Genomic DNA, 25,108 nt, shown 5'->3' with positions numbered 1-25,108 from the left:
CCGTGGTCCGCCCGATCCGCGGATCACATGCAGGCAATAGTAGGCGGCGGCGTCCGAAGCCGTCGCAGCCTGTGGATAACTCGCTGACCTGCGGTTTTCTACGAACAGACGGTTCCAGCGGGCGGGATGGTTCCCTCCAGCAGATATCCGTTCACGGCGCCCTGCACGCACTTGTTCTTGCTGTCGTAGGCACCGTGCCCCTGGCCCTTGTACGTCAGCTCGACCCCGACCCCCTTGCCCAGCGCCTCCACCATCTTCCGGGCGCCCTCGTACGGCGTGGCGGGATCGCCGGTGTTGCCGACGACCAGGATGGGCGCCGCGCCGGCGGCGGCGACGTTCGGGTGGTCGGCGGCGCCCGCCACGGCCCAGTCCGTGCAGCTGACCATGCCCCAGGCCAGATAGTCGCCGAACAGCGGTGAGGCGGCCCGGAACTGGGGCAGCCTCGACACCACGAAGTCCGGGGTGTAGCGCGGCTTGTCGTCCGCGCAGTTGATGGAGATGTTCGCCGGGACGAGATTGCTGTACTGGCCGTTCGCGTTGCGTCCGTTCATGGAGTCCGACAGCAGCATGAGCACCTTGCCGTCGCCGTCGTAGGCCTGCTCGAGACCCTCGGTCAGGTACTCCCAGAAGTCCTTGGAGTACAGCGCCTGGGCGATGCCGCTGGTCGCCGCGGTCTGGGTCAGCTCGCGGGGGAAGACGCCGGGGATCGGCTTCACTTCGAGGTCCTTGAGCAGCTTGGCGATGCGGTCCTTCACGTCCTGCGGCGTATCGCCGATCGGGCAGTCCTCGACCTTGGAGGTGCAGTCCTTGGCGAAGTTGTCGAGTGCGAGCTGGAACCCCTTGGCCTGCCCGAGCGAACTCTGCTCGGGGTTCTGCGTCGGGTCGACGACCGCGTCGAACACCGCCCGTCCCACGTTCTTCGGGAACAGGTGGGCGTAGACGCCGCCCAGTTCGGTGCCGTAGGAGATCCCGAAGTAGTGCAGCTTCGCGTCGCCGAGGACCTGGCGCATCAGGTCCATGTCGCGGGCCGCGTCCGTGGTGCGCACATGGGGGAGGATCGTGCCGGAGTTCTTCTCACAGGCCCCGTTGAAGTTCCTGGTGTTCTGCAGGAGCTCCTTCTGCTCCGCGGCGTCGTCCGGCGTGGCGTCCTGCTGGAAGAACTCGTCGAGCTGCTGGTCGTCCTCGCATGTCACGCCCGCGCTGCGGCCCACGCCGCGCGGGTCGAAGCTCACCAGGTCGTAGCGGGTGCGCAGGGCGGCGTAGTCCTCACCGAAGGCGGGGAGCGTGGTGACGCCCGAGCCTCCCGGTCCGCCGAAGTTGAAGATGAGCGAGCCGATCCGCTTGCTCGGGTCGCCGCTCGTCTTCGCCCGGATCAGCGCCAGCCCGATCGTGTCGCCCTTGGGGTCGGCCCAGTCGAGGGGCGCTCTCATCGTGGCGCACTGCCACTCCGTGCCGCCCGGCAGAGGTGACGGGGCGTTGCCCCCGCCCTCGGACTCGGAGGGTGCCGGGCACTCCTTCCAGCTCAGCTTCTGAGCTGTCAGGTCCCCGTCCCCGTCCTTGTCCTTCGACCCGTCGCTGCAACCCGCGAGCAAGGAGATCAGCACAACGGCGGTCAGGGTCAGGGCAGCGGCGCGCGACTGGGGAGGGTTCGGCATGTCCCCATCGTGCGGTCGTACGGGGCGGTCCGCGCGGGGCGCGGGCCGTGTGGGTGAGTGCGCCGCAGCGCTCGGACCAGGCGCTTAGCGATACGCGCGACGACGGTGCGGGCGACTGCAAGGGCGGCGGGGCGGTGCGCGGCAGTACGCGGGGGATGCGCGCGGCGGTGCGTGAGGGATGCGCGCGGGGGTGCGCGCCCGCGCCTTCCGGCTAGAGCGCGCCCTTGCGTGTCAAGTGGTTGAAGAACAGCCAGCCCGGCAGCACGGGCAGCCACAGCGTCAGCAGCCGGTACAGCAGGACCGCGGGCGCCGCGACCTCCTTGGGGAGCCCGACGGCGATCAGGCCGACCGTGAGGGTGGCCTCGACGGCGCCCACGCCTCCGGGGGTCGGCGCCGCCGATCCCAGCGCGTTGCCGGCGAGGAAGACGACGGCGACGCTGGCGAGGCTCAGCGTGGTCGACTCCTCGTGGCCGAACGCCCGGATCGACGCGTCCAGGCACATCACGAAGCAGGCGGTCAGCAGCAGCATGCCGCCGATGCCGGTGACCAGCTTCTGCGGCCTCTGGAGCACGTCGAGCATGCGCGGCACCACGCCGGCGAACAGGGACCGCACGCGCGTGACGACGAACTTGCGCAGGAACGGGACCGACGTCACCACCAGGACCAGTACCGCCACCGTCAGCAGGCCCGCGATGACCGTGCGGGACGGCGACAGGGACGGCGTCTTCTCGGTGCCGGTCAGATAGCCGAAGGAGAGCAGCATCAGGATGTGGCAGCCGAGGCCGAACAGCTGGGAGGCGCCGACGCTCGCCACCGCGAGACCGGGCCGTACCCCGGCGCGCTGGAGGAAGCGCGTGTTGAGCGCCACGCCGCCGACCGCGGCGGGCGCCACGATCTTCACGAACGAGCCGGCGACCTGCGCCGCCACGGTCCGCGCGAACGGCACCCGCTCGGGCACGAAACCCAGCAGGCTCATCGCCGCCGCGACGTAGCTGAGCGCCGAGAACAGCACCGCCGCGGCGACCCAGCCCCATTCGGCGTTGTCGAAGAGGGTCCCGAACTCGATGTGGGTGAGCTGCGTCAGCAGGAAGTACGCGCCGATCGCTCCGGCGATGAAACTGATCAGCGTGCGCGGTCTGACCCGTTCCAGGCGGGCGGGCTCGACCGGTGCCTGCGGCCTGATCAGCAGCACCTGGTGGCGGATCTGGGTGAGCAGGTCCTCCTCGCGTGCCTCGTCCAGGGCCTCGTCCATCGCCCGCTTCTCGGCGCGCTGCTCGGCCCGCACCGCCTTCTTGCCGGGCTTCTCCTGCACGGACGTGGCGTTCTGCCGGGCCTCCTCCGCCCGGGCGAGCTTGTCCTGCCGGGAGGCCTCGAGGACGGCCTCGCGCTCCCGGTGCGCACGCTCGCGGGCGAGCTTGCGCAGCGTCGCGCGCGTGGAGCGCGTCAGGGCGATCGGTTGGAGCATCGGCAGACAGTCCGCGACCGCGTCCGGGCCGAGCACGCCGACCGCCGACGCCACCGCGCGCTCGGCGCCCACCCGCAGTCCGAGCGTGGTGACCAGCTGGGCGATGTCCATGCGCAGCAGCAGGTCGCCGGCCGCGATCTCGCCGCCGCGCAGATCGGTGAGGATCACCGTGCCGGAACGATCCACCAGAATCGCGTCGCCCGCGAGCCTGCGGTGCGCGATGCGGCGGGACTGCAGGGCCTGCACCTGGTGCCACGTGTCACGCAGCAGGTCGTCGGTGATGAGCTCGTCGGGAACCGCGTCGAGGGTGCGCCCGCCGGTGTGCTCGTAGACGAGCATCACGGCGTCCGGGCCCAGCTCGGAGGTCGCGATCAGCTTGGGCGCGTTGGCGCCGGCCGCGATGGCCGCGTACGCGAGGAGCGCCTCCTGCTCCAGTGCCTGGCGCAGTGACTGCAGGCTCCGGCGGGTGGTGATGCCGCGCAGGGTCAGGCGTCGCCACACACGGTAGAAGAACCCCTGCGCCTGCTGCTCACGGTCGACGACCGTGACGTCCAGGGGCCGGCCGTCCTCCAGGGTGACGAAGTAGCGCCTGCCGCGGTCGCCGTTCTCCGTGGCGTCCGGCGCTTCCTCGCGGGCCGCGCTCACCGGGTGGAAGCCGACGTGGCGCAGGCCCGCCATGAGCGTCCGGCCGGTGGGCCGCACGTTCGGCGAGCCGACCGCGTACAGCGTCCCGTAGGCGACGGTCCAGCCGATGAGCACGGTCAGGATGATCGAGAACGGCGTCGTGTAGCCGGTGACCAGCATGGAGAAGGCGTCCAGGAGGAGCACCACCCAGAGCACCGCGCGCCAGCGCGGTCTGCGGGACATGCCGACGGCCGTCATGTACGCGATGACGGGTGCGAGATAGCCGTGCACCGGGTCGGTGAGGGCGTGGATGTCACCGGGGGACGGCTGGGTGAGGGCTTCCTGGATGGAGTCCGGCGCCGCCTTCGCCACCCACAGGTCGGTGGCGAGTGTCACCCCGTGCGCGAGGACCGCGGCGAGCACGCCGTCGGCGATGCGCAGCCCGTCCCGTTTGATCAGCCGCTCGATCGCGAAGGCGACCGGCACCAGGAGGATCGCGATGCTCGACGCCAGACCCGCGATCTTGATGAGCAGGTCGGGCGCCTGGCCGGTGCCCTTGTTGATGTCCTGTTCGAGCCCCGAGGTGGTGCCATGCGCGAACGCGGCGATGGCGAGGAGCACGACGATCGCGAGGACCCCGACCAGAAGCCGCATCAGGTCGGACGGACGGTGCACGCGCGCGGGGAGCAGGGGCTCGTCGCCCTCGACCTCGTCCGTGTGACCGTCGTCCGTGCCCGCCTCGGCCTGCGCGTCCGCGCTCTCGCGTGCTTCAGCGGTGGTCTCGTCGGCGGCCGTGGGGACGGATCCGTGGTTCTTCTTGCCCGCGTCGTTCACCTCGGCGCCGCCGGTGTCCGGGCGTGACGAGGCCTCGGAGGTGCCCTCTGCGTCTTCGGGGTGCACGCTCTGCTGCCTCATGGTCTCTTCTTGATCTCGTATCACCGGTCACCGCCCGGACGATGGTGGCATGCCCGACCGACACACGGGGGCATCAGGGTGCAATACGGGGGCGCACAGTCTGCCCGAAGCACGGCGGCCGGGGCGAGCGGTACGCACAGTGGTCGCCGCGTCGCACTGTCGGTGGGGTGGGGCAGGATGGGACGGATGAGCGAGGAGAGCCTTCCGGCGGACGCGCTGCCGGAGTACGCGGAGCGGGTCCTCGATGTCGCCGAGTCGATCCCGCCCGGACGTGTGATGACGTACGGCGACGTCGCGGAATGGCTGGAGGAGGGCGGGCCGCGCCAGGTGGGCCGCGTGATGGCCCTCTACGGAGGAGCGGTTCCGTGGTGGCGTGTCATACGCGCCGACGGCGTGCTGCTGCCCGGCCACGAGCTGGAGGCGCTCGCGCGCTACCGCGAGGAGGGCACGCCGCTGAGGGAGGCGGGCCGGTCCTCCGAGGGGCATGTGCCGCGCGTCGACATGAGACGAGCGAGATGGGACGGCGGCGAGCACGCGGAAGGTCACACCTGACAGCTTCCGCCATTCGAGGGGCGGACGGGGCGCCTGTGGCCCGTACGAGGGAAACGAGGCACATCCGTGACATGCCGTACGTTCGTGGTGCGGGGGGCGTGGGTGGCGCGGGTGATGTGAGGGAAGAAGGGGAAGCCCTGCTTCCGCGAAGCTCACCGGCGTAGCGTCTTCGGCGCGCACCTTCCTCACCCCGCGGCCACCGCGCCCCATGCGCGGCGGTCCTCCCGTCCGTCTCCCGACCACCGTCCCCCGACGACGGCGCTCCGCGCCGGCAGTGACGAACCGCACAACCACCAGGACCGGCGAACCACGTGAGCTCCTCTTCCTCCACCAGGCGCCTGACGCACCCCCCGGTGCGTCAGGGGGCCCGCGGCGCGTACCGGCTGGTGCGTACCCCGCCGGTCCGGGTGGACCCCCCTCGTCTGGACGCGGGGCAGCGCGCGGTGGTTGACCACAGGAGCGGTCCGCTGCTCGTCCTCGCAGGTCCGGGCACCGGCAAGACGACCACGCTCGTCGAGTCCGTGGCCGCCCGGATCGCCCGCGACGGCGACCCGGAGCGGGTGCTCGTGCTGACGTTCAGCAGAAAGGCCGCCGTCGAGCTGCGCGACCGCATGGCGCTGCGCATAGGGGCCGCCCGAGCACCCCAGGCCACCACCTTCCACTCCTTCTGTTACGCCCTCGTCCGCGCGCAGCAGGACAGCGACCTGTTCGTGGAGCCGCTGAGGCTGCTGTCCGGTCCCGAACAGGACGTGGCCGTGCGGGAGCTGCTCGCCGGGCAGCCCGACCTGGAGCGGCTCGGCCTCGCGCATGTGCGCTGGCCCGACGAACTGCGAGCCTGCCTCACCACGCGCGGCTTCGCCGACGAGGTCCGCGCCGTCCTCGCCCGCAGCCGTGAACTGGGCCTCGGCCCCGACGCCCTGGAGGCCTTCGCCCGCCGCATCGGCCGTCCCGACTGGGGCGCGGCGGCGGCCTTCCTCGCCGAGTACCTCGACGTACTCGACATGCAAGGGGTGCTCGACTACGCGGAACTGGTCTACCGCGCGGTGCTCCTCGCCCGGCGCCCCGAGGTCGCCCGGCATCTCGCCGCGCGGTACGACGCGGTCTACGTGGACGAGTACCAGGACACCGACCCCGCACAGGTACGGCTGCTGCACGCCCTCGCGGGCGGCGGACGCACCCTCGTCGCCTTCGGTGACCCCGACCAGTCGATCTACGCGTTCCGCGGCGCCGACGTCAACGGCATCCTGGACTTCCCCGACGCCTTCCCGAGCGCCGACGGCCGTCCGGCCCCGGTCGAGGTGCTGCGCACGTCCCGCCGCTCCGGTGCGGCCCTGCTCTCGGCCACCCGCCTGCTCACCCAGCGCATGCCGCTGACCCGCCTGCCGGCGGAGAAGGCGCGCGCCCATCGCGAGCTGTCGCCGGTCCGGGACGGGGGGCGCGTGGAGGTCCACACGTACCCGACGCCCGGCACGGAACTCGACAACATCGCGGACCTGCTGCGCCGTGCCCACCTGGAGGACGGCGTCCCCTGGGGCGAGATGGCCGTCCTGGTGCGCGCGGGTGCCCGCACGATCCCGACGATCCGGCGGGCCCTCACGGCGGCGGGGGTCCCCCTCGACATCGACGGCGACGACCTGCCGCTGCGGCACGAACCGGCCGTCGCACCCCTGCTCGCGGCCTTGCGGGCGGTGGCCCGCGCGGAGGACGCCGGCCCGGAGGAGGGCGCGCCCTCGGGCGTCGAGACCACCGGGGCCGATGGGGGCGCCGGTGCCGACGGTGCGGAGGCCGGTGACGTCGACAGCGATCACCCTGATGCCGATGGCGCGTACGCAGGTGACGTCGACAGCGGTGACGCGGGTACCGATGCTGTGCAGGCCGGCGACCCGGAGGGTGACGCGACTGCCGGAGACGCAGACAGCGGTGATGCGGAGGTCGGAGACGCGGACAGCGGTGACGTGGAGGCCGGTGACGCAGGCACCGACGACGTGACGGCGGCCGTGTCGTCCTGGCTCGACACCGAGACCGCGCTCGCCCTGCTCGCCTCCCCCCTGGCGAGCATGGACGCCGCCGATCTGCGCCGCCTGGGCCGCGCGCTGCGCGAGGAGGAGCGTGCCGCCGGGAATCTCGTACCGGCGCCGTCCGACGAACTGCTCGCCCGTGCGCTCGCCGAGCCGGAGCGGCTCGTCGCGCACGACCCCGCGTACGCCCGCGGGGCACAGCGGCTGGGCGCCTTGCTGCGCAAGGCGCGTGAGCGCCTGGCAGGCGGCGGGACCGCCGAGGAGGCGCTCTGGGACCTGTGGGAAGGCACCCCGTGGCCGCAGCGCCTGGAGCGGGCCGCCCGCCGCGGCGGGGCGGCCGGGCGCAACGCCGACCGTGACCTGGACGCCGTCTGCGCGCTCTTCGCGACCGCGGCGCGCGCCGAGGAGCGCACCGGCGGCCGGGGCGCCCTGAACTTCCTGGAGGAGATCGAGGCCGAGGACATCGCCGCCGACACCCTCACCCGCAGGGCCGTGCGCCCCGACGCCGTACGGCTGATGACCGCACACCGCTCCAAGGGCCTGGAATGGCGCCTGGTCGTCGTGGCCGGTGTCCAGGAGGGTCTCTGGCCCGACCTGCGCCGCCGTGGCTCGCTGCTGGAGGCGGACCGCATCGGCCGTGACGGGCTCGCCGAACCCCTCACCCCCGGCGCCCTGCTCTCCGAGGAGCGGCGACTGTTCTACGTGGCCGCCACGCGCGCGCGTGAACGCCTCGTCGTCACCGCAGTGAAGGCCCCCGCCGACGACGGCGACCAGCCCTCCCGGTTCCTGACCGAGCTCGGCGTGGAGCCGAAGGACGTGACCGGCCGCCCGCGCCGTCCGCTGTCCGTCGCCGCGCTCGTCGCCGAACTGCGCGCCACGACCGTCGACCCGCGCGTCTCGGACACCCTCAGGCAGGCCGCGGCGCAGCGCCTCGCCCGGCTCGCCGCACTCGCCGACGAGGACGGCCGCCCGCTGGTCCCGTCGGCGCACCCCTACCGCTGGTGGGGCATGTACGAGCCGACCGAGAGCAAGGTGCCGCTGCGCGACCGCGACCAGCCCGTCGTGCTGTCCGGCAGCGCCCTCGACCAGCTCGCCAACACCTGCGCCCTCCAGTGGTTCCTGGGCCGCGAGGTGAAGGCCGACGCACCCGCCACCGCCGCCCAGGGCTTCGGGAACGTGGTGCACGTCCTCGCCGACGAGGTCGCCTCCGGGCACACCCCCGCCGACCTCGCCGTCCTCATGGAGCGCCTCGACTCCGTGTGGAACGCGCTCGCCTTCGACGCGCCCTGGAAGTCCGCCCAGGAGAAGGAGCACGCGCGCGTGGCGCTCGAACGCTTCCTGGAGTGGCACGTCATGGACCGCACCGGCCGTACGCCGGTGGCCAGCGAGCACGACTTCGACGTCACGCTCGACGCGGGCTCCTACGAAGTGCGCATCCGCGGTTCCATGGACCGCGTCGAGGCGGACACCGAGGGCCGCGCCTACGTGGTCGACTTCAAGACCGGCAAGCAGGCGCCGACCGCCGCCGAGGTGGCCCACCACCCGCAGCTCGCCGTCTACCAGCTCGCCGTCCAGGAGGGCGCCGTCGACGACGTCTTCGACGGCGTGCGTCCCGAGCCGGGTGGTGCCGAGCTGGTCCAGCTGCGCCAGGGCGCCGCCAAGAAGAACGGCGGGGAGACGCTCCCCAAGGTGCAGGCCCAGGAGCCGCTGGAGGGCGAGTGGGTCGGCGACCTGCTGGCCACCGCCGCCGGGAAGGTCCTCGACGAACGGTTCTCGCCGACCGCCGGACAGCACTGCACACACTGCGCCTTCCGGGCATCCTGCAGCGCCCGGCCGGAGGGGCAGCACGTCGTCGAGTGAGCCGCCGCCCCGGGGACCGCGTCAGCGAGCGAGCCGCCGCCCCAGGGCCGCGTCAGCGAGTGGGCCACCCCCGTACCGCGTCAGCGAGTGACGTACGGCACCACACGTGCTGACCTGCGGTTCTTCCACCCCGACGGCCGATGTGGCCCCCGCTGTCAGTGGGCGCCGCTAGCCTCTCTGACGTGTCCGCCCGTATCACCGATCCCGAGCAGCTCAAGGAGCTCCTCGGGATCCCGTTCACCCCGGAGCAGACGGCCTGCATCACGGCACCGCCGGCCCCGCAGGTGATCGTGGCCGGAGCCGGCTCGGGCAAGACCACGGTGATGGCCGCGCGCGTGGTGTGGCTGGTCGGCACCGGCCAGGTCGCCCCCGAGCAGGTCCTCGGCCTGACCTTCACCAACAAGGCGGCCGGCGAACTCGCCGAGCGCGTCCGCAAGGCACTGGTCAAGGCGGGCGTCACCGACCCCGACGTCATCGACCCGGACAACCCGCCGGGCGAGCCCGTCATCTCCACGTACCACGCCTTCGCCGGCCGCCTGCTGACCGACCACGGCCTGCGCATCGGACTCGAACCGACCTCCCGGCTGCTGGCCGACGCGACGCGCTACCAGCTCGCCGCGCGCGTGCTGCGCGAGGCACCGGGGCCGTTCCCGGCACTGACCCGCTCGTTCGCCGATCTGGTCGGCGACCTGCTCACCCTCGACTCCGAGCTCGCCGAACACCTCGTACGCCCCGAGGACCTGCGCGCGTACGACGCCGGGCTGCTGCGCGCGCTCGCCGGCGCCAGACTCACCAACGCCGACCTGCGCAAGGTCCCCGAGGCGGCGGCCGCCCGGCGGGAACTCGCCGAGCTGGTCGGGCGCTACCGCGCGGCCAAACGCGAGCGCGACCTCCTCGACTTCGGCGACCAGATCGCCCTCTCGGCCACCCTCGCCCGCACCCGCCCCGAGGTGGGGGAGATCCTGCGTGACGAGTTCCGCGTCGTCCTGCTGGACGAGTACCAGGACACGTCGGTGGCCCAGCGCGTCCTGCTCGCCGGACTGTTCGGCGGCGGCACCGGACACCCCGTCACCGCGGTCGGCGACCCCTGCCAGGCGATCTACGGCTGGCGCGGCGCCTCCGTCGCCAACCTCGACGACTTCCCCGACCACTTCGCCCACCGCGACGGCCGCCCCGCCACCCGTCAGGCGCTCAGCGAGAACCGCCGCAGCGGCGGCCGCCTCCTCGACCTCGCCAACGGCCTGGCCGAGCCCCTGCGCGCCATGCACGCGGGCGTGGAGGCGCTGCGCCCCGCCCCCGGAGCCGAGCGCGACGGCCTGGTCCGCTGCGCACTGCTGCGCACCCACGCCGAGGAGATCGACTGGCTCGCCGACTCCCTGGCCCATCTCGTACGCACCGGCAAGGCACCCGGCGAGATCGCGGTCCTGTGCCGTACGGCCGGGGACTTCGCCGAGATCCAGGGCGCCCTCGTCGCCCGCGACATCCCCGTCGAGGTCGTGGGTCTCTCCGGCCTGCTGCACCTGCCCGAGGTCGCCGACCTCGTCGCCGTCTGCGAGGTGCTCCAAGACCCCGGAGCCAACGCCTCCCTGGTACGGCTGCTCACCGGTCCGCGCTGGCGCATCGGGCCCCGCGACCTCGCTCTCCTGGGCCGGCGCGCCCGGCTGCTGGTGTCCCACGCGCGCGTGGGAGCCGACGACGATCCGGAGCGCCGGCTCGCCGCGGCCGTCGAAGGCGTCGACCCGTCCGAGGTGATATCGCTCGCGGACGCCCTCGACACGTTCCTGGAGCTGCCCATCGAGGCCGAGGGGGACGACGACGGGCTGCCGTTCTCGCCGGACGCCCGCGTACGGTTCGCGCGGCTCGCGGCGGAACTGCGCGACCTGCGCCGCTCGCTCGCCGACCCGCTGATGGACGTCCTGCACCGGGTACTCGCCGTCACCGGCCTGGAGGTCGAGCTCTCGGCCTCCCCGCACGCCCTCGCCGCCCGCCGCCGCGAGACCCTGTCGAACTTCCTGGACATCGCCGCGTCCTTCGCCGCCGGCGACGGCGAGGCGACCCTGCTGGCCTTCCTCGGCTTCCTGCGCACCGCGGCGCAGTACGAGAAGGGCCTCGACAACGCCCTGCCGGGCGGCGAGAACACCGTCAAGGTGCTGACCGCGCACAAGTCCAAGGGCCTGGAGTGGGACGTCGTCGCGGTCCCCGGCCTCGTCACCGGCACCTTCCCCAGCAGCCAGGGCCGGGAGAAGTGGACCGCCCAGGGCAAGGTCCTGCCGCACGAGCTGCGCGGCGACGCCGACACACTGCCCGACGTCGAGGCCTGGGACGCCAAGGGCCTCAAGGGCTTCCACGAGGCCATGAAGGACCACCAGCACACCGAGGAGCTCCGCCTCGGCTACGTCACCTTCACCCGCCCCCGCTCGCTCCTGCTCGGTTCCGGCCACTGGTGGGGCCCCTCCCAGAAGCGGCCGCGCGGCCCCTCGGACTTCCTGCACGCCCTGTACGAGCACTGCGCGGCCGGACACGGCGAGATCGAGGCCTGGGCCGACGAGCCTGCCGAGGACGAGGAGAATCCCGCCCTCCGTGAGGCGGCCGCCGACCACGCGTGGCCGCTCCCGCTCGACGACGCGGCACTCGCCCGCCGTCGCGCGGCCGCCGAGACCGTACTCGCCCACCTGGAGCGGGTCGCGTCGCACGAGGAGGCCGCTCCCGGGACCTGGCAGGCCGGGCCGCGGGCCGCGCACGACCCGGCGTCCTACGACGACCCCGACTGGCCGCCCCCGCCGGACGACGACGAGTCCCTCTACGGGCCGCCCGACGAGCCGCCTTACGAAGAGGGCGACTTCGCCGACGACGACCCCTTCTCCGACGACGACCCGTTCCTGGACCACGCCCCGGTGCCCGACGGCGATCAGTTCTCCGACGGCGATCAGCACACCGACGGAGGCCGGCTCGACGGCGGTGACCGGCACTCCAGCGCCCGTCCGCTCCCCGAGGGCGATCAGACCGACTGGGAATCGTGGACGACGGACCGCCCGGCCGGACGGCCGACGGTTCCCCGTCAGGCGGCCGGCCCGGGAAGCCGTCCGCATCCCGAGGGCCGCGGGCAGCTCACCCCCGAGGAAGTCCGCACCCTCGCCTCCTGGGACCGCGACCTGGACGCGCTGGCCGGAGAACTGCTGCGTGCCCGCGCGACGGTCACCGACGTCCCCCTGCCGGCTTCGCTCACCGCGTCGCAGCTGCTGCGGCTGGCCGCCGACCCGGACGGCTTCGCGCAGGAGCTGGCACGCCCCATGCCGCGCCCCCCGCAGCCCGCGGCCCGCCGGGGCACCCGCTTCCACGCCTGGGTGGAGTCGCGCTTCGAGGAGTTGCGACTGCCGATGCTGGAGCCCGAGGAGCTGCCCGGCACCGACGCCGAGATCGCCGACGAACGTGACCTGGAGGCCCTCAAGGAAGCCTTCGAACGCACTCCGTACGCCCAGCGCACCCCGTACCGCGTCGAGGCGCCCTTCCAGCTCGCCATCGCCGGACGCGTCGTGCGCGGCCGCATCGACGCCGTCTACAAGGAGGGCGACGGCCGAACGGCGACGTACGAGATCGTCGACTGGAAGACCAGCCGCGCCCGCACGGCCGACCCGCTCCAGCTCGCGCTCTACCGCCTCGCCTGGGCCGAACAGCAGGGCGTGCCCCCGGAATCCGTCACGGCCGCCTTCCTGTACGTCCGCAGCGGCGAGGTCGTCCGGCCCGAGCTGCCGGACCGTGCCGCGCTGGAGCGGCTGATCGTCGAGGACCCGGCGGGCTCCCGGGACGGGACGCCGGGGGACGAGCAGGGCGTCCGGGACGGGACGCCTGGGGAACCGCCGGGCGGACACGCCTCCGAGGGCGGATAGGCTCGTGAGCATGAGCAAGCCCGTTGACAACGCCGTCAGCACCGTCCGTGCGTACATCCAGACCCACCGAGCCGCCTTCCTCGACGACCTCGCGGAATGGCTGCGCATCCCCTCCGTGTCGGCCCAGCCCGACCATGCCGCGGACGTGGCACGCAGCGCCGACTGGCTTGCCGCCAAGCTCCGGGAGACCGGTTTCACCACCGCGGAGGTCTGGCCGACCGCCGGCGCCCCGGCCGTCTTCGCCGAGTGGCCCTCCGACGACCCCGAGGCACCCACCGTCCTCGTCTACGGGCACCACGACGTGCAGCCCGCCGCCCGCGAGGACGGCTGGGACAGCGACCCCTTCGAGCCGGTGATCCGCGGAAACCGCCTCCACGCGCGCGGGGCCGCCGACGACAAGGGCCAAGTGTTCTTCCACACACTCGGTGTCCGCGCCCACCTCGCCGCCACCGGGCGCACCACCCCGGCCGTCCACCTCAAGCTCCTGATCGAGGGCGAGGAGGAGTCCGGCTCCCCGCACTTCCGCGACCTCGTCGAGGCGCACGCGGACCGGCTCGCCGCCGACGCGGTGATCGTCTCCGACACCGGCATGTGGTCCGAGGACACCCCCACGGTGTGCACCGGAATGCGCGGTCTCGCCGAGTGCGAGATCGAGCTGCACGGCCCCGACCAGGACATCCACTCCGGCTCCTTCGGCGGCGCCGTGCCCAACCCTGCGACCGCCGCCGCCCGGCTCGTCGCCGCCCTGCACGACGAGCACGCGCGCGTGGCCGTGCCCGGCTTCTACGACGGCATCACCGCACTCACCGACCGCGAGCGCGAGCTCTTCGCGGAGCTGCCCTTCGACGAGGAGACCTGGCTGCGCACGGCCAGGTCGACGGCCACCCACGGCGAGGCCGGCCACACCACCCTGGAGCGCATCTGGGCCCGTCCGACCGCCGAGGTCAACGGCATCGGCGGCGGTTACCAGGGCCCCGGCAGCAAGACGATCATCCCGTCCTCGGCCATGGTCAAACTCTCCTTCCGGCTGGTCGCCGGGCAGGACCCGGACCACATCGAGAAGGCGGTACGCGCCTGGGCCGCCGAGCAGCTGCCCGCCGGCATCCGGTACGAGATCACCTTCGGCGCGGCCACGCGCCCGTGCCTCACGCCCCTGGACCACCCGGCGCTCCAGTCCGTCGCACGCGCCATGGGCCGCGCCTTCGAGCAGCCGATCCGCTTCACCAGGGAGGGAGGCTCCGGGCCCGCGGCCGACCTCCAGGAAGTCCTCGGGGCCCCCGTGCTCTTCCTCGGGATCTCCGTCCCGTCCGACGGCTGGCACGCCCCGAACGAGAAGGTCGAACTCGATCTCCTCATGAAGGGCGTCGAGACGGCAGCCCACCTGTGGGGCGATCTGGCCGAGAACTGGCGCGAGGCACACTGAAGGAGCCGATCCGCGCCCTGGAGGGCGTCCCGCACACCCGTCCTGCTGAACCGCCCGCCGAAACAACCGTTACACCGGGGGAGTTGGAAGCACCCGTGACCACCTGGACCGACCGCACCGCCGACCGTCCCATCTCGCTCACCGCCCCGAGCGGCATCGACCGCGCCGCCCACCACCGGCTCGACGAGGCCTGGCTGGCGGCGGCCTGGAGCCACCCCACGACCCGTGTCTTCGTGGTCTCGGGCGGTCAGGTACTCATCGACGAGACCGCGGACGGCACCACCGAACTGGTGATGACGCCTGCCTTCGAAGCCCCGCTCACCGAGGCGCACCGCTACTTCCTCGGCACGGACGACGACGGTGTGAGCTACTTCGCACTCCAGAAGGACACCCTGCCGGGCCGCATCGACCAGTCCGCGCGACCGGCGGGACTGCGCGAGGCCGGACTTCTGCTCTCGCCGCGCGACTCGGGCCTCATGGTGCACGCGGTCGCCCTGGAGAACTGGCAGCGACTGCACCGCTTCTGCTCGCGCTGCGGCGAACGCACGGTCATCGCCGCCGCCGGTCACATCCGCCGCTGCCCCGCCTGCGGGGCCGAGCACTACCCCCGCACCGACCCGGCAGTGATCATGGCGGTGACGGACGACGCCGACCGCATCCTGCTCGGCCGCCAGGTGCACTGGCCCGAAGGGCGCTTCTCCACGCTCGCCGGCTTCGTGGAGCCCGGTGAGTCCATCGAGCATTCCGTGCGCCGCGAGGTCTTCGAGGAGGCGGGCGTCACGGTCGGCGAGGTCGAGTACGTCGCCAGCCAGCCCTGGCCCTTCCCCTCCAGCCTCATGCTCGGCTTCATGGCCCGTGCCACCTCGTCGGAGATCGACGTCGACGGCGAGGAGATCCACGAAGCCCGCTGGTTCTCCCGGGAAGAGCTGCGGGCCGCTTTCGAGTCCGGGGAGGTGCTGCCTCCCTACGGAATCTCGATCGCGGCCCGCCTCATCGAGCTCTGGTACGGCAAGCCCCTGCCCACGCGGGCGGTCGCTTGATCCGGCTCAGACGCCGATCTTCTGCTTGACCTGCGCCAGCGAAGGGTTCGTGAGCGTCGAACCGTCCGGGAAGAGAACGGTGGGAACCGTCTGGTTTCCGCCGTTCGCCTTCTCCACGAACGCCGCGGACTGCGGGTCCTGCTCGATGTTGATCTCCGTGTACGCGATGCCCTCGCGGTCCATCTGGCTCTTCAGCCGACGGCAGTAACCGCACCACGTGGTGCTGTACATCGTCACAGTGCCCTGCATGTCTTTTGCGCTCCTTCACGGCTCGGGGGTGCGTCGTAGCTGCCAGTGGAACGCAAGTGACCTGCCCCGCATTCCCACCGGGGGTATGCGATACGTCGCTCCTGATCCGGCCCTCCGTTCAGATCAGGAGCGTGACGCCTGTCGCATTGGTACGACTGCGGGCGCCTCCCTGTGGACAACCGGCTCGTCCGCCTCCGGCGACCTGGCAGCATGGCGGGGTGACAGCAGCAACGCACTCCACCCTCTTCCCGCAGGTTCCGGACACGGCCGACGCGGTGCTCGACGGGCTCGACCCGGAGCAGCGCGAGGTCGCCACCGCGCTGCACGGTCCGGTGTGTGTGCTGGCGGGGGCGGGCACCGGCAAGACGCGGGCGATCACCCACCGCATCGCCTACGGAGTCCGGGCGGGGATACTCCACCCTTCCAGCGTGCTGGCCGTCACCTTCACCAACCGCGCCGCCGGCGAGATGCGCGGCCGGCTGCGCCAGCTCGGCGCCGGGGGAGTCCAGGCCCGCACCTTCCACTCCGCCGCCCTGCGCCAGCTCCAGTACTTCTGGCCCAAGGCGGTCGGTGGCGGCCTGCCCCGGCTCGTCGACCGCAAGATCCAGCTCGTCGCGGACGCGGCGGCCGCCTGTCGCATCCGCCTCGACCGAGGTGAGCTGCGGGACGTCACCGGCGAGATCGAATGGTCCAAGGTCACCCAGACCATCCCCGCCGACTACGCGGCCGCCGCCGCCAAGGCCGGACGTGAGGCACCCCGCGACCCGGCCGAGATCGCCCAGCTCTACGCGGCGTACGAGGACCTCAAGCGGGACCGCGCGGTCATCGACTTCGAGGACGTCCTGCTGCTGACGGTCGCCATCCTTCAGGACCGGCACGACATCGCCGAGCAGGTCCGCTCCCAGTACCAGCACTTCGTGGTCGACGAGTACCAGGACGTCAGCCCGCTCCAGCAGCGCCTGCTCGAACTGTGGCTCGGCGAGCGGGACAGCCTCTGTGTGGTCGGCGACGCCAGCCAGACGATCTATTCGTTCACCGGTGCAACTCCCGACCATCTTCTCGACTTCCGCACCCGCCACCCCTCGGCCACCGTCGTCAAGCTCGTCCGCGACTACCGCTCCTCGCCCCAGGTCGTCCATCTGGCCAACGGCCTGCTCGCCCAGGCCCGCGGCCGGGCCGCCGAACACCGGCTCGAACTGATCTCGCAGCGCGCCCCCGGCCCCGAGCCCGTGTACGCGGAGTACACGGACGAGCCCGCCGAGGCCGAAGGGGCCGCGCGCCGCATCCGCGACCTCGTCGCCTCCGGCGTCCCCGCGGGCGAGATCGCGATCCTCTTCCGTACGAACTCCCAGTCGGAGATCTACGAGCAGGCCCTCGCCGACGCCGGTGTGCCCTATCAGCTGCGTGGTGCCGAGCGGTTCTTCGACCGTCCCGAGGTGCGCAAAGCGGGTGCCGCGCTGCGCGCCGCGGCCCGGTTCGGCGGCAACGACTCACTGCTCGACGACACCGTCGACCTGCCCTCGCAGGTCCGTGCCGTGTTGTCGGGCGAGGGCTGGACCAGCCGGCCGCCCGCCGGTTCGGGCGCGGTCAGGGAGCGCTGGGAGTCGCTCGCCGCTCTGGTGAACCTCGCGCAGGACTTCGCCGCGGCCAAGCCCGCCGCCACGCTCGGCGACCTCGTCGCCGAGCTCGACGAGCGGGCGAGCGCGCAGCACGCTCCGACCGTGCAGGGTGTCACCCTCGCCTCCCTCCACTCCGCCAAGGGACTGGAGTGGGACGTAGTCTTTCTGGTCGGCGTGGCCGAGGGCATGATGCCGATCACCTACGCAAAGACCGACGAGCAGATCGAGGAGGAACGCCGCCTCCTCTATGTGGGTGTCACCCGCGCCAGAGAGCACCTCTTCGTCTCCTGGGCGTTGTCCCGCTCGCCCGGCGGACGCCCCAGCCGGCGCCCCAGCCGATTTCTGGACGGCCTGCGCCCCGGCTCCGTCAGAACCGCGGGCCGCTCCGGGTTCGGCGGTGCGGGAGGCATCGAGCGGGGTGCCGGGAGCAGCGGCGGCCCGGCCGTGCGGCGCACCGGCCGGACCCCGGCTCGCTGCCGGGTCTGCGGCCGCACCCTCACCGACGCCGGTGAGATGAAGCTGATGCGCTGCGAGGACTGCCCCTCCGACATGGACGAGGGCCTCTACGAGCGGTTGCGCGAGTGGCGTGCCGTGCAGGCGGAGCGCAGCGGACAGCCCGCGTTCTGCGTCTTCACCGACAAGACGCTCATGGCGATCGCCGAGACCGTGCCCGAGGACGAGGGAGAGCTGGCCAGGATCCCCGGCGTCGGAGTACGCAAGCTCAACCGCTTCGGAGCCGATGTTCTGGCCATCTGCGCAGGTCAGGAGCCCGAGAGGGAAGACGAGGGTGACTGATGCAAACTCGTCGAAAAAATAGTTTGCGCATGCCCCAGCAATCCCCATAGGTTCTAAGCACGGAAACGGCGGCCTTCTCCAAGGCCCCGCCTCCGTGCTGTACTTAATAACCGTCGGACCGGCTCACCCTGGTCCCCCAAGACGCCGAGAGGAGGCGATTCCAGTGATCAGCATCAACACCAGCTCCATCAGCACCGTCAAAATGACCGATCGCTCGGTCGTCTCCACGTGCATGCTCGGCGTCTCGAACCTGGGCACCGGTCTGTCCGGCATTCGTGCCGCCCGGCCGGCGTCCTCCCTGTCTCTCGCGGGCCTTCCCGTCCGTGAGCGCAATGAGCGACCGACCCAGGCACTGGAAGCGGCAGTAGTGGCAGAGGCGCAGGCCTATGCCTTTGCGGCGGCCGGTGCCGGAGCCCTGAAGCAGACGACGCAGCACCACACGATGTGGGCCTTCCGTGGGCCTGAACCCTGGAGTGATCCAGCCTGATCCCCGATCAGGCCGGCGCCTTCAGGGCCGCGGAACCCCACCCGGGATCCGCGGCCCTTCTGTTTGTCCCCGACCAGGGACGGCAGAGCGAAGGGGCCTCGGGACAAGAAAAGAACCCGGTACCAGCCGCCAACCGGCCAACAGGCCGGCACGACCAGACGAGGAAGACGAACCGTGCAACTCGAAGCGCACGCCCCGTCCGTACCGCCTTCCGAAACGATCCCCCCGCCCGGCCTCACGGAGGACTCCACCTTGATCCCGCTCACCGCGCTCACCGCGCTCGACGACGCCATCGAGAACCTCGGCGTACCCGTCCCGTGCCGCTCCTACGACCCGGAGGTCTTCTTCGCCGAGTCGCCGGCCGACGTCGAGTACGCCAAGTCCCTCTGCCGCACCTGCCCGCTGATGGAGGCCTGCCTCGCCGGCGCCAAGGAGCGGCGTGAGCCCTGGGGCGTCTGGGGTGGCGAGCTCTTCGTCCAGGGTGTCGTCGTGGCCCGCAAGCGGCCGCGTGGCCGCCCGCGCAAGAACCCGGTTGCGGCATGAACATCCGCGGAACCATTGATCGCCCCCTGACGCACGACCCCAAGAAGCAGGCCCCGATGAAGCCGTCCACCAGCGAGCCCGCCGGCTCCGCCATCCCAGACTTCACCACCACCGGCGCGAACGACTCGCGTCAGAACAGGACCCGAGAGATGCAACTCATCCCAGAAGCCTTGGCTCGTGCGCATATGCACGAGCGACTGCACGAGGCCGAGCAGGAACGCCGGGCCGTGCGCCTGGCCACTGCCCGCCGGATGCAGCGTCGGGCCGAGCGCGCTTCGATGCGAGCCCGGCGCGCGCTGGCCATGGCGGTCATGCAGTAAGCCCAAGCAGTCGCGGTCAGCAACTCCTCGCGGGGGTCGGTCCGAAGGGACCGGCCCCCGCGGTGCGTTGTGCCGGGCCGCGCACCGGTCGCGGGGATATCGTCGCCGAGTGACGAGTCTTCCCGGGGACAGTGACGGCACCGACTCCGCACCGCGGTCCGACGGCGGTGCGGACGAGCGCATCGTGTGCGCACACTGCGGGACTCCGGCCGACGGTCCCCAGCCGACATGGACCTGTTCCGTGGAGAACGGCGCCCGCCACTACTTCTGCGACAGCTGCGCCCGCAGCAACCTCAGGGCCATCGAGGGCCGGCTCGACTCGGCCTGGTGGTAGCGGCCGGACTCACGTCTCGCTCGCCGACGCCTCACCGTTCGGCACAGGTGTCGCGGGCTCACGCCTCCGCCGCCGACACCTCCTCGTCCGCCAGATCCTCGGCCAGGTCCTCCGCGACCTCCTCGTCCGTCAGGAACCCCGGCAGCCACTCCTCCAGTTCGTCGCGCAGACGGACCGTCGCACCCAACTGGCACAGGACACCGATGGTGCTGAGCGTCACCCGGTGTATCAGCAGGTAGGACGGGGGCAGATTGAGCTGTTTGCCCAGCTGGTAGGCGGGGGAGCGCGGGTCGGCGATGCGGGCGGCCTGACTGCGCATCCAGCCTCGGGTGAAGGTGAACTCGTCGGCCTGGGCCGGCTCGATGATCGGCAGCAGATAGTCCAGGACCGCGTCAGGGTCGAGCTCTATGGACTCCTTGACGAAGCCTTCCTCGCAGAGCAGTCCGTAGACCGACTCGGCCTCGCCGTCCAGGGTCATGCGCAGGGAGTGACCGATGGGCAGGGGCAGCCCGCCGGGGAGCCGGTCCACCGTGCCGAAGTCGAGCACGCCCAGTCGCCAGCCGCTCTCCTCGTCCGGGAGGAGACGGAAGTTCCCCGGGTGCGGGTCGGCGTGCAGCAGGCCGGTGCGTGCGGGCCCCGAGAAGAGGAAGCGTGCCAGCAACTGTCCGGCGCGGTTCCGCTGCTCCTGACTGCCGTCGGCGATCACCTCCGACAGGGGTGTTCCGTCGATCCATTCGGTCACCAGGATCTGGTCGCACTGGTGGACCACAGCAGGCACGACGACGTCAGGGTCGTCCGCGAACTCCTCCGCGTGAGCCGTCTGGGCCTGAGCCTCCAGGGCGTAGTCGAGCTCCTCGGAGACCCGGTCGCGCAGCTCCGCGATGAGCGGCTTGATGTCCATGCCGGGGATCAGCGGGCCCAGAAGCCGGGCGAATCGGCTCAGTTGTGTCAGATCGGACAGCAGGGCCTCGCCCGCTCCGGGGTACTGGACCTTGACCGCGACCTCGCGGCCGTCGTGCCACACGGCCCGGTGCACCTGGCCGATCGAGGCCGCCGCGGACGGCTTGTCCTCGAACTCCAGGAACAACTCGGACCAGTCCTCGCCGAGCCGCTCCTCCAGCACGGAGTGCACGGTACGGGTCGGCATGGGAGGCGCCGCCTCCTGGAGTTTGGTCAGTGCCGCGCGATAGGGCCCGGCGATCTCCTCGGGGAGCGCCGACTCGAAGACGGACAGCGCCTGCCCGAATTTCATCGCGCCGCCCTTCAGCTCACCGAGCACACGGAACAACTGCTCCGCCGTGCGCTGCTGGAGCTCGCGGCCCACGATCTCCGCCGACTTCCCGCCGATCCGTTTCCCGAGGCCCCAGGTCGCCCGCCCGGCGAAGCCGAGCGGTAGCGCGGCGAGTTTGGCGGTACGGGTGACCGCCTTCCGGGGAAGATCAGACATGCGCCCTCCAAGTCCCAGACGGCCGTGCCGCGTACGGCTGTTGCCCCGCCATTGTCTCGTGCGGCCCGGCGTCCTCCGAGGGGCGCTCCCCCTCGTCTTTCGCCCCGGCACCGCAGGGGCATGCAGCATGCCCCCGGACCGGCCTCGCGTGCCAGTCGAATCCGGGGATCGACGCCTCCCAGCGCGCCCCCGCGCTGGAGGGCAACTCCCCGTCCAGGAAGGCGAGTACGTGCCCCGCGGCCAGTCCGGCGACACCGGCCGCCAGGGCCAGGTCGCAGGCGGGCACCCGCTGTGACGGCCCCGAGCGCCACTGCGCGACCATACGGGGCCAGGTCGGATCCCGGTCCGCGCGCCCCTGGTCGAGACAGCCGGCGCACGCAGTCTCGCCGGGCAGCACCAAGGGGCCGACGACCCCGGTGCCTTCGACGACACCCGCGTAAAGATGAGGTGTTCCCGAGGCGATCAGCGGTTCCGCCGCGGCGGGATCGGGGGCGTGGACGGCGACGCCGTCCCGCGGAGCGAGGACGACCAGGGCCAGCGCGGGGGCCCGCTCCGGCTCCGTGCCCCTAGCTCTCTCCCGCTCCTTCTGTTTCCGCTCGGCGGACATCCGGGGCGGGCGGTCGGGTGCCGCTCGACGCGTGGCGCGGCGGGCGGCGTCCTCGCGGCGCTCGCCGACGGAGTCGGCGGGCAGCCCGCCGGGCGCCACGTCCCACGGCTCGACGCACCCGACGTCGCGCACCTCGACCTCGCCCACGCCCGCGCCCGCGAGAAGGGAAGCGAGGACCACTCCCACTCGTCCGGCCCCCCGCACCTGCACTCGCTGGGAGCGACGGGTGGCGAGGCGCCTGATGGCGTCACCCGGATCCCGTGAGAAGAGAGACAGGGAAGCGAGGTCCGGCCGCAACCGGTCCAGGACGTCCCTCTTCTCGCGCAGGGCGTCCGCGGCAGGGCCGCCGCCGGTCGCGTCGTCCAGCAGACCGGACCGGGCCAGCCGGTCCACCAACTCGTCCACACGCTCCTCGGGCAGTCCCATGCCGCGTCCCTGCTCACGCAGGAGCGGCAGACCGCGCGTCCCGTCCAGCAGATCGAGGAAGCCGGCCGTCGCCGTGTCCATCGGGCCGAGCACCATCGCGTGCGCCGGTGCCATCCCGAACTGCACGGTGTCGAGATCCCGCCAGCCGCGCCGCAGCGCGGGCTTCACGATCGGATGCATGACCTACCCCCGTAGCCCGTAGAGCGTCCTCGTGTGCCGGCGGCGGTGTGCTTCCCACGCCGCCGACCGAGTGCCAGCATGCCCGTCCGTGACGAACCGTGCCGAAAGTTGTCCACAGGCGGCGGAGTCAGTCGTACAAATCAAGCGCTCGGGGTGCGGATCAGCATCGAACCGTCCCGGGGGCGGGACTTCCCCCATGTGCAGCGGGTAACGTCGTGGCGTGCCCGCCGACCCACTGCACCGCGCCGGAAAACCACAGCGCAGCACGACGAGCCCGCCGCCGAGCGGCTCGGTGGCGAGCGCGATCGAGGTCCGAAGGAGCACGCGACGGCGCAGAACGGTCTCCGCGTACCGCGAGGGCGATCGCACCGTCGTGCTCATCCCCGCCCGCATGTCCGAGGCGGAGGAACAGCGCTGGGTGACCGTCATGCTCGACAAGCTGGCCGCCCAGGAGAGCAAACGGCTCCTCGGGGACACCGAGCTCGCCGAGCGTGCCGAGCGCCTGTCGGAGCAGTACTTCGACGGCCGGGCCCGTCCCAAGTCGGTGCGCTGGGTCACCAATCAGAACACCCGCTGGGGCTCGTGCACCCCGTCCGAGGGCAGCATCCGCCTGTCGCACCGACTCCAGGGCATGCCCGAGTACGTCGTCGACTACGTCCTCCTCCACGAGCTCGCCCATCTGCTCGTACCCGGACACGGACCTCGCTTCTGGCGGCTGCTGGAGGCCTATCCGCGCACCGAGCGTGCCCGCGGATACCTCGAAGGCGTGGTCGCCGCCGACCGGCTGCCCCATTCGCCGGCCGCGCGCGAGGAGTAGGGACGGTTCCCCCACGTCCCAAGGGGCGATTGTGTACCGGGTCTGTACCGGCTTCGTCCACTCCCGGAATTTGCCGTTAGCCTGACGCGACGCACTCGCATTCGGGATGGGGGACGGTCGTTACGCATGGCCAGGGAATTCCAACGCGGCCACAAGGCCAGGATCAGTGACCTCACCGCGGGCACCGATCTGTACGTAGGTGTGCAGATCACCGGCCCCGGACTGACCTTCGACATCAGTTGCTTCGGTCTGGACGCCGACGAACGGCTCTCGGACGACCGGTACTTCGTCTTCTTCAACCAGCCGAAGTCCCCCGAGGAGTCCATCCAGCTTCTGGGCGCCCAGTCGGGCGACACCGAGTCCTTCCGCGTCACCCTCGACAGGATCCCGGCGCAGATCCAGAAGCTGTCCTTCACGGCGACCATCGACGGCTCCGGGCAGATGTCGCAGATCGCCCCCGGATACCTTCGAATCGTCGCGGGTGGCGAGGAGGTGGCCCGGTACTCGTTCAGCGGCGCGGAGTTCTCCACGGAGCGTGCCGTGATGCTGGGCGACTTCTACATGAAGGACGTCTGGCGCTTCGCCGCGGTGGGCCAGGGCTTCGACGGCGGCCTCGACGCGCTGCTGAAGAACTTCGGCGGCGAGGTCGCCGAGGAGGAGCCCGCCGCGCCGCAGCCGCAGAGCGGGGCCGCTCCGTCCTTCGCCCCGCCGGCCCAGGCCACCGCGCCTCCCGCGTTCGGCGCCCCGGCCGCCCCGGCTCCGGCCCCCGCGCCGCAGCCTGCCGCGGGCTTCGCACCGCCGCCGGGAGCCACGCCGCCCCCCGCACCGACACCCAGCGCGCCTCCGGTGCACGCCGCGCCGACCATCATCGCGCCCCTGAACGCCCCGCCGGGCGGCACCGTGCACCCGCCGGGTCCGGCGCCGTACGCGCAGCCGCCTGGGCAGCCCGGCCCGCCCCCGGGCTACGGCCAGCAGCCCCCCGGTCAGACGGCCCCGATGCCTCCCGGCTACGGGCAGCAGCCGCCCTCCGCGCCTCCCGGTTACGGCCAGCAGGCCCCGACCGCACCGCCCGGCTACGGCCAGCAGCCGCAGTACGGCCAGGTGCCCGGCCAGTACCCGGGCCAGCCCGGGGCCCCCTCCCCGTACGGCGCGCCCCAGGGCGCCCCGCAGGGCGGTGCCGGTGTGGCGGCCGCACTCGGCGCCTTCAAGGAGACGCCCACCGGCCAGCGGTGGACGCAGCAGAACAAGAAGCTCGTCCGGGTCGACCTCGGTGTCGGCGGCCAGCCCGTGCTCGCCCGCCAGGGCAGCATGGTGCTCTACCAGGGCAAGGTCGACTTCAGCTACAAGGGCGCCGGGTTCGCCGGCCGGATCGTGGGCAACGCGACCGGCCAGGAGATGCAGCTGATGCGCTGTACCGGCCAGGGCCAGGTGTTCCTCGCCGAGAACTCCACGATGCTGCACCCCATCGAGCTCCAGGGCGACGCGATCTGCGTCTCCGCGGAGAACGTCCTCGCCTTCGACGAGGCCCTCCAGTACGAGGTACGCCGCATCGAGGGGCACGGCATCCCCGGTGGCGCGCTGTTCACGATGCAGTTCCAGGGGACCGGCACGATCGTCGTGAAGACGCATGGCGCCCCCGTGGTGCTGCCCGTGACACCGACGACGTTCGCCGACTGCAACGCTGTCGTCGCATGGTCCGCTGCCTCCCAGGTGGTCGTCTCCAGCCAGGTGCGGATGCGCCGGAACGCGTACCCCGGAGACACCGGCGAGAGCGTGAACCTCCAGTTCCGCGGCGCGCCCGGCAATTTCATCGTCGTCCAGCCGTACGAGGTCTGAGGGAGCCCG

Annotated in this window: 17 protein-coding genes; 12 read left to right on the top strand and 5 right to left on the bottom strand. The window is 72.1% G+C overall.

Annotated elements, in window-relative coordinates; translation table 11 throughout:
- Positions 1–98: 98 nt before the first annotated feature.
- Entirely contained in the window at positions 99–1,655 is a 1,557-nt protein-coding gene (locus tag ABEB03_RS20235; protein WP_345650797.1) for an alpha/beta hydrolase, read from the bottom strand.
- A 211-nt stretch (positions 1,656–1,866) separates the two neighbouring features.
- Complete coding sequence (locus tag ABEB03_RS20230) at positions 1,867–4,659, bottom strand: lysylphosphatidylglycerol synthase domain-containing protein (protein ID WP_345650794.1); 2,793 nt, start codon at positions 4,657–4,659, stop codon at positions 1,867–1,869.
- A 186-nt stretch (positions 4,660–4,845) separates the two neighbouring features.
- Here ABEB03_RS20230 and ABEB03_RS20225 point away from each other — a divergent pair, with 186 nt between their 5' ends.
- The 5 genes from ABEB03_RS20225 (at position 4,846) to nudC (ending at position 15,439) form a co-directional block, all read left to right on the top strand.
- Positions 4,846–5,211, top strand: a complete 366-nt coding sequence (locus ABEB03_RS20225) for an MGMT family protein (protein WP_257004945.1) — start codon at positions 4,846–4,848, stop codon at positions 5,209–5,211.
- A 311-nt stretch (positions 5,212–5,522) separates the two neighbouring features.
- Complete coding sequence (locus ABEB03_RS20220) at positions 5,523–9,089, top strand: ATP-dependent helicase (RefSeq protein WP_345650789.1); 3,567 nt, start codon at positions 5,523–5,525, stop codon at positions 9,087–9,089.
- Positions 9,090–9,271: 182 nt separating this feature from the next.
- Positions 9,272–12,976 carry an ATP-dependent DNA helicase gene (locus ABEB03_RS20215; protein ID WP_345650785.1) on the top strand — a complete coding sequence of 1,235 codons (3,705 nt, stop codon included), beginning with the start codon at positions 9,272–9,274 and terminating at the stop codon, positions 12,974–12,976.
- A 10-nt stretch (positions 12,977–12,986) separates the two neighbouring features.
- Positions 12,987–14,399 carry a dipeptidase gene (locus tag ABEB03_RS20210; protein ID WP_345650782.1) on the top strand — a complete coding sequence of 471 codons (1,413 nt, stop codon included), beginning with the start codon at positions 12,987–12,989 and terminating at the stop codon, positions 14,397–14,399.
- Between the two features lie 95 nt (positions 14,400–14,494).
- Positions 14,495–15,439: an NAD(+) diphosphatase gene (gene nudC, locus ABEB03_RS20205; protein WP_345650779.1), complete on the top strand. Its 945-nt coding sequence runs from the start codon at positions 14,495–14,497 to the stop codon at positions 15,437–15,439.
- Between the two features lie 6 nt (positions 15,440–15,445).
- On the opposite strand, the gene ABEB03_RS20200 is transcribed toward nudC, so the two are convergent.
- On the bottom strand, positions 15,446–15,688 hold the full coding sequence (locus ABEB03_RS20200) for a mycoredoxin (protein WP_095936509.1): 243 nt from the start codon (positions 15,686–15,688) through the stop codon (positions 15,446–15,448).
- Positions 15,689–15,819: 131 nt separating this feature from the next.
- On the opposite strand from ABEB03_RS20200, the gene ABEB03_RS20195 reads away from it, so the two are divergent.
- From ABEB03_RS20195 to ABEB03_RS20175, 5 genes are all read left to right on the top strand, one after another.
- The gene (locus ABEB03_RS20195) at positions 15,820–18,102 is read left to right on the top strand and encodes an ATP-dependent DNA helicase UvrD2 (protein ID WP_345650770.1); all 2,283 of its coding nucleotides are present in this window, start codon (positions 15,820–15,822) and stop codon (positions 18,100–18,102) included.
- Between the two features lie 163 nt (positions 18,103–18,265).
- Positions 18,266–18,589 carry a hypothetical protein gene (locus ABEB03_RS20190; RefSeq protein ID WP_345650767.1) on the top strand — a complete coding sequence of 108 codons (324 nt, stop codon included), beginning with the start codon at positions 18,266–18,268 and terminating at the stop codon, positions 18,587–18,589.
- Between the two features lie 174 nt (positions 18,590–18,763).
- Positions 18,764–19,132, top strand: coding sequence for a WhiB family transcriptional regulator (locus tag ABEB03_RS20185; protein ID WP_028802016.1), 369 nt, complete (start codon positions 18,764–18,766; stop codon positions 19,130–19,132).
- Positions 19,129–19,452, top strand: a complete 324-nt coding sequence (locus ABEB03_RS20180; RefSeq protein WP_095936511.1) for a hypothetical protein — start codon at positions 19,129–19,131, stop codon at positions 19,450–19,452. The genes ABEB03_RS20185 and ABEB03_RS20180 overlap by 4 nt, the downstream gene beginning before the upstream one ends.
- 109 nt (positions 19,453–19,561) lie before the next feature.
- Positions 19,562–19,786 carry a hypothetical protein gene (locus tag ABEB03_RS20175; protein ID WP_345650762.1) on the top strand — a complete coding sequence of 75 codons (225 nt, stop codon included), beginning with the start codon at positions 19,562–19,564 and terminating at the stop codon, positions 19,784–19,786.
- Positions 19,787–19,844: 58 nt separating this feature from the next.
- Here the strand turns inward: ABEB03_RS20175 and ABEB03_RS20170 are convergent, their stop codons facing one another.
- Entirely contained in the window at positions 19,845–21,233 is a 1,389-nt protein-coding gene (locus tag ABEB03_RS20170) for an ABC1 kinase family protein (protein WP_345650759.1), read from the bottom strand.
- Positions 21,226–22,446 carry a ThiF family adenylyltransferase gene (locus ABEB03_RS20165; RefSeq protein ID WP_345650756.1) on the bottom strand — a complete coding sequence of 407 codons (1,221 nt, stop codon included), beginning with the start codon at positions 22,444–22,446 and terminating at the stop codon, positions 21,226–21,228. Before ABEB03_RS20165 ends, ABEB03_RS20170 begins: the two co-directional genes overlap by 8 nt.
- Before the next feature lie 220 nt (positions 22,447–22,666).
- Between ABEB03_RS20165 and ABEB03_RS20160 the strand changes: the two genes are divergently transcribed.
- Both ABEB03_RS20160 and ABEB03_RS20155 read left to right on the top strand, forming a co-directional pair.
- Positions 22,667–23,263 (top strand): M48 metallopeptidase family protein, encoded by a 597-nt coding sequence (locus tag ABEB03_RS20160; protein WP_095936515.1) that lies wholly within the window; start codon positions 22,667–22,669, stop codon positions 23,261–23,263.
- A gap of 126 nt (positions 23,264–23,389) precedes the next feature.
- The gene (locus tag ABEB03_RS20155; RefSeq protein WP_345650748.1) at positions 23,390–25,099 is read left to right on the top strand and encodes a TerD family protein; all 1,710 of its coding nucleotides are present in this window, start codon (positions 23,390–23,392) and stop codon (positions 25,097–25,099) included.
- Positions 25,100–25,108 lie beyond the last annotated feature (9 nt).

Origin of the sequence: Streptomyces siamensis, assembly GCF_039543605.1 — a bacterium.
GTDB lineage: Bacteria > Actinomycetota > Actinomycetes > Streptomycetales > Streptomycetaceae > Streptomyces > Streptomyces siamensis.
Note: the sequence above shows the minus strand (reverse complement) of the source record. Positions and strands in the feature narration are given on the sequence as shown.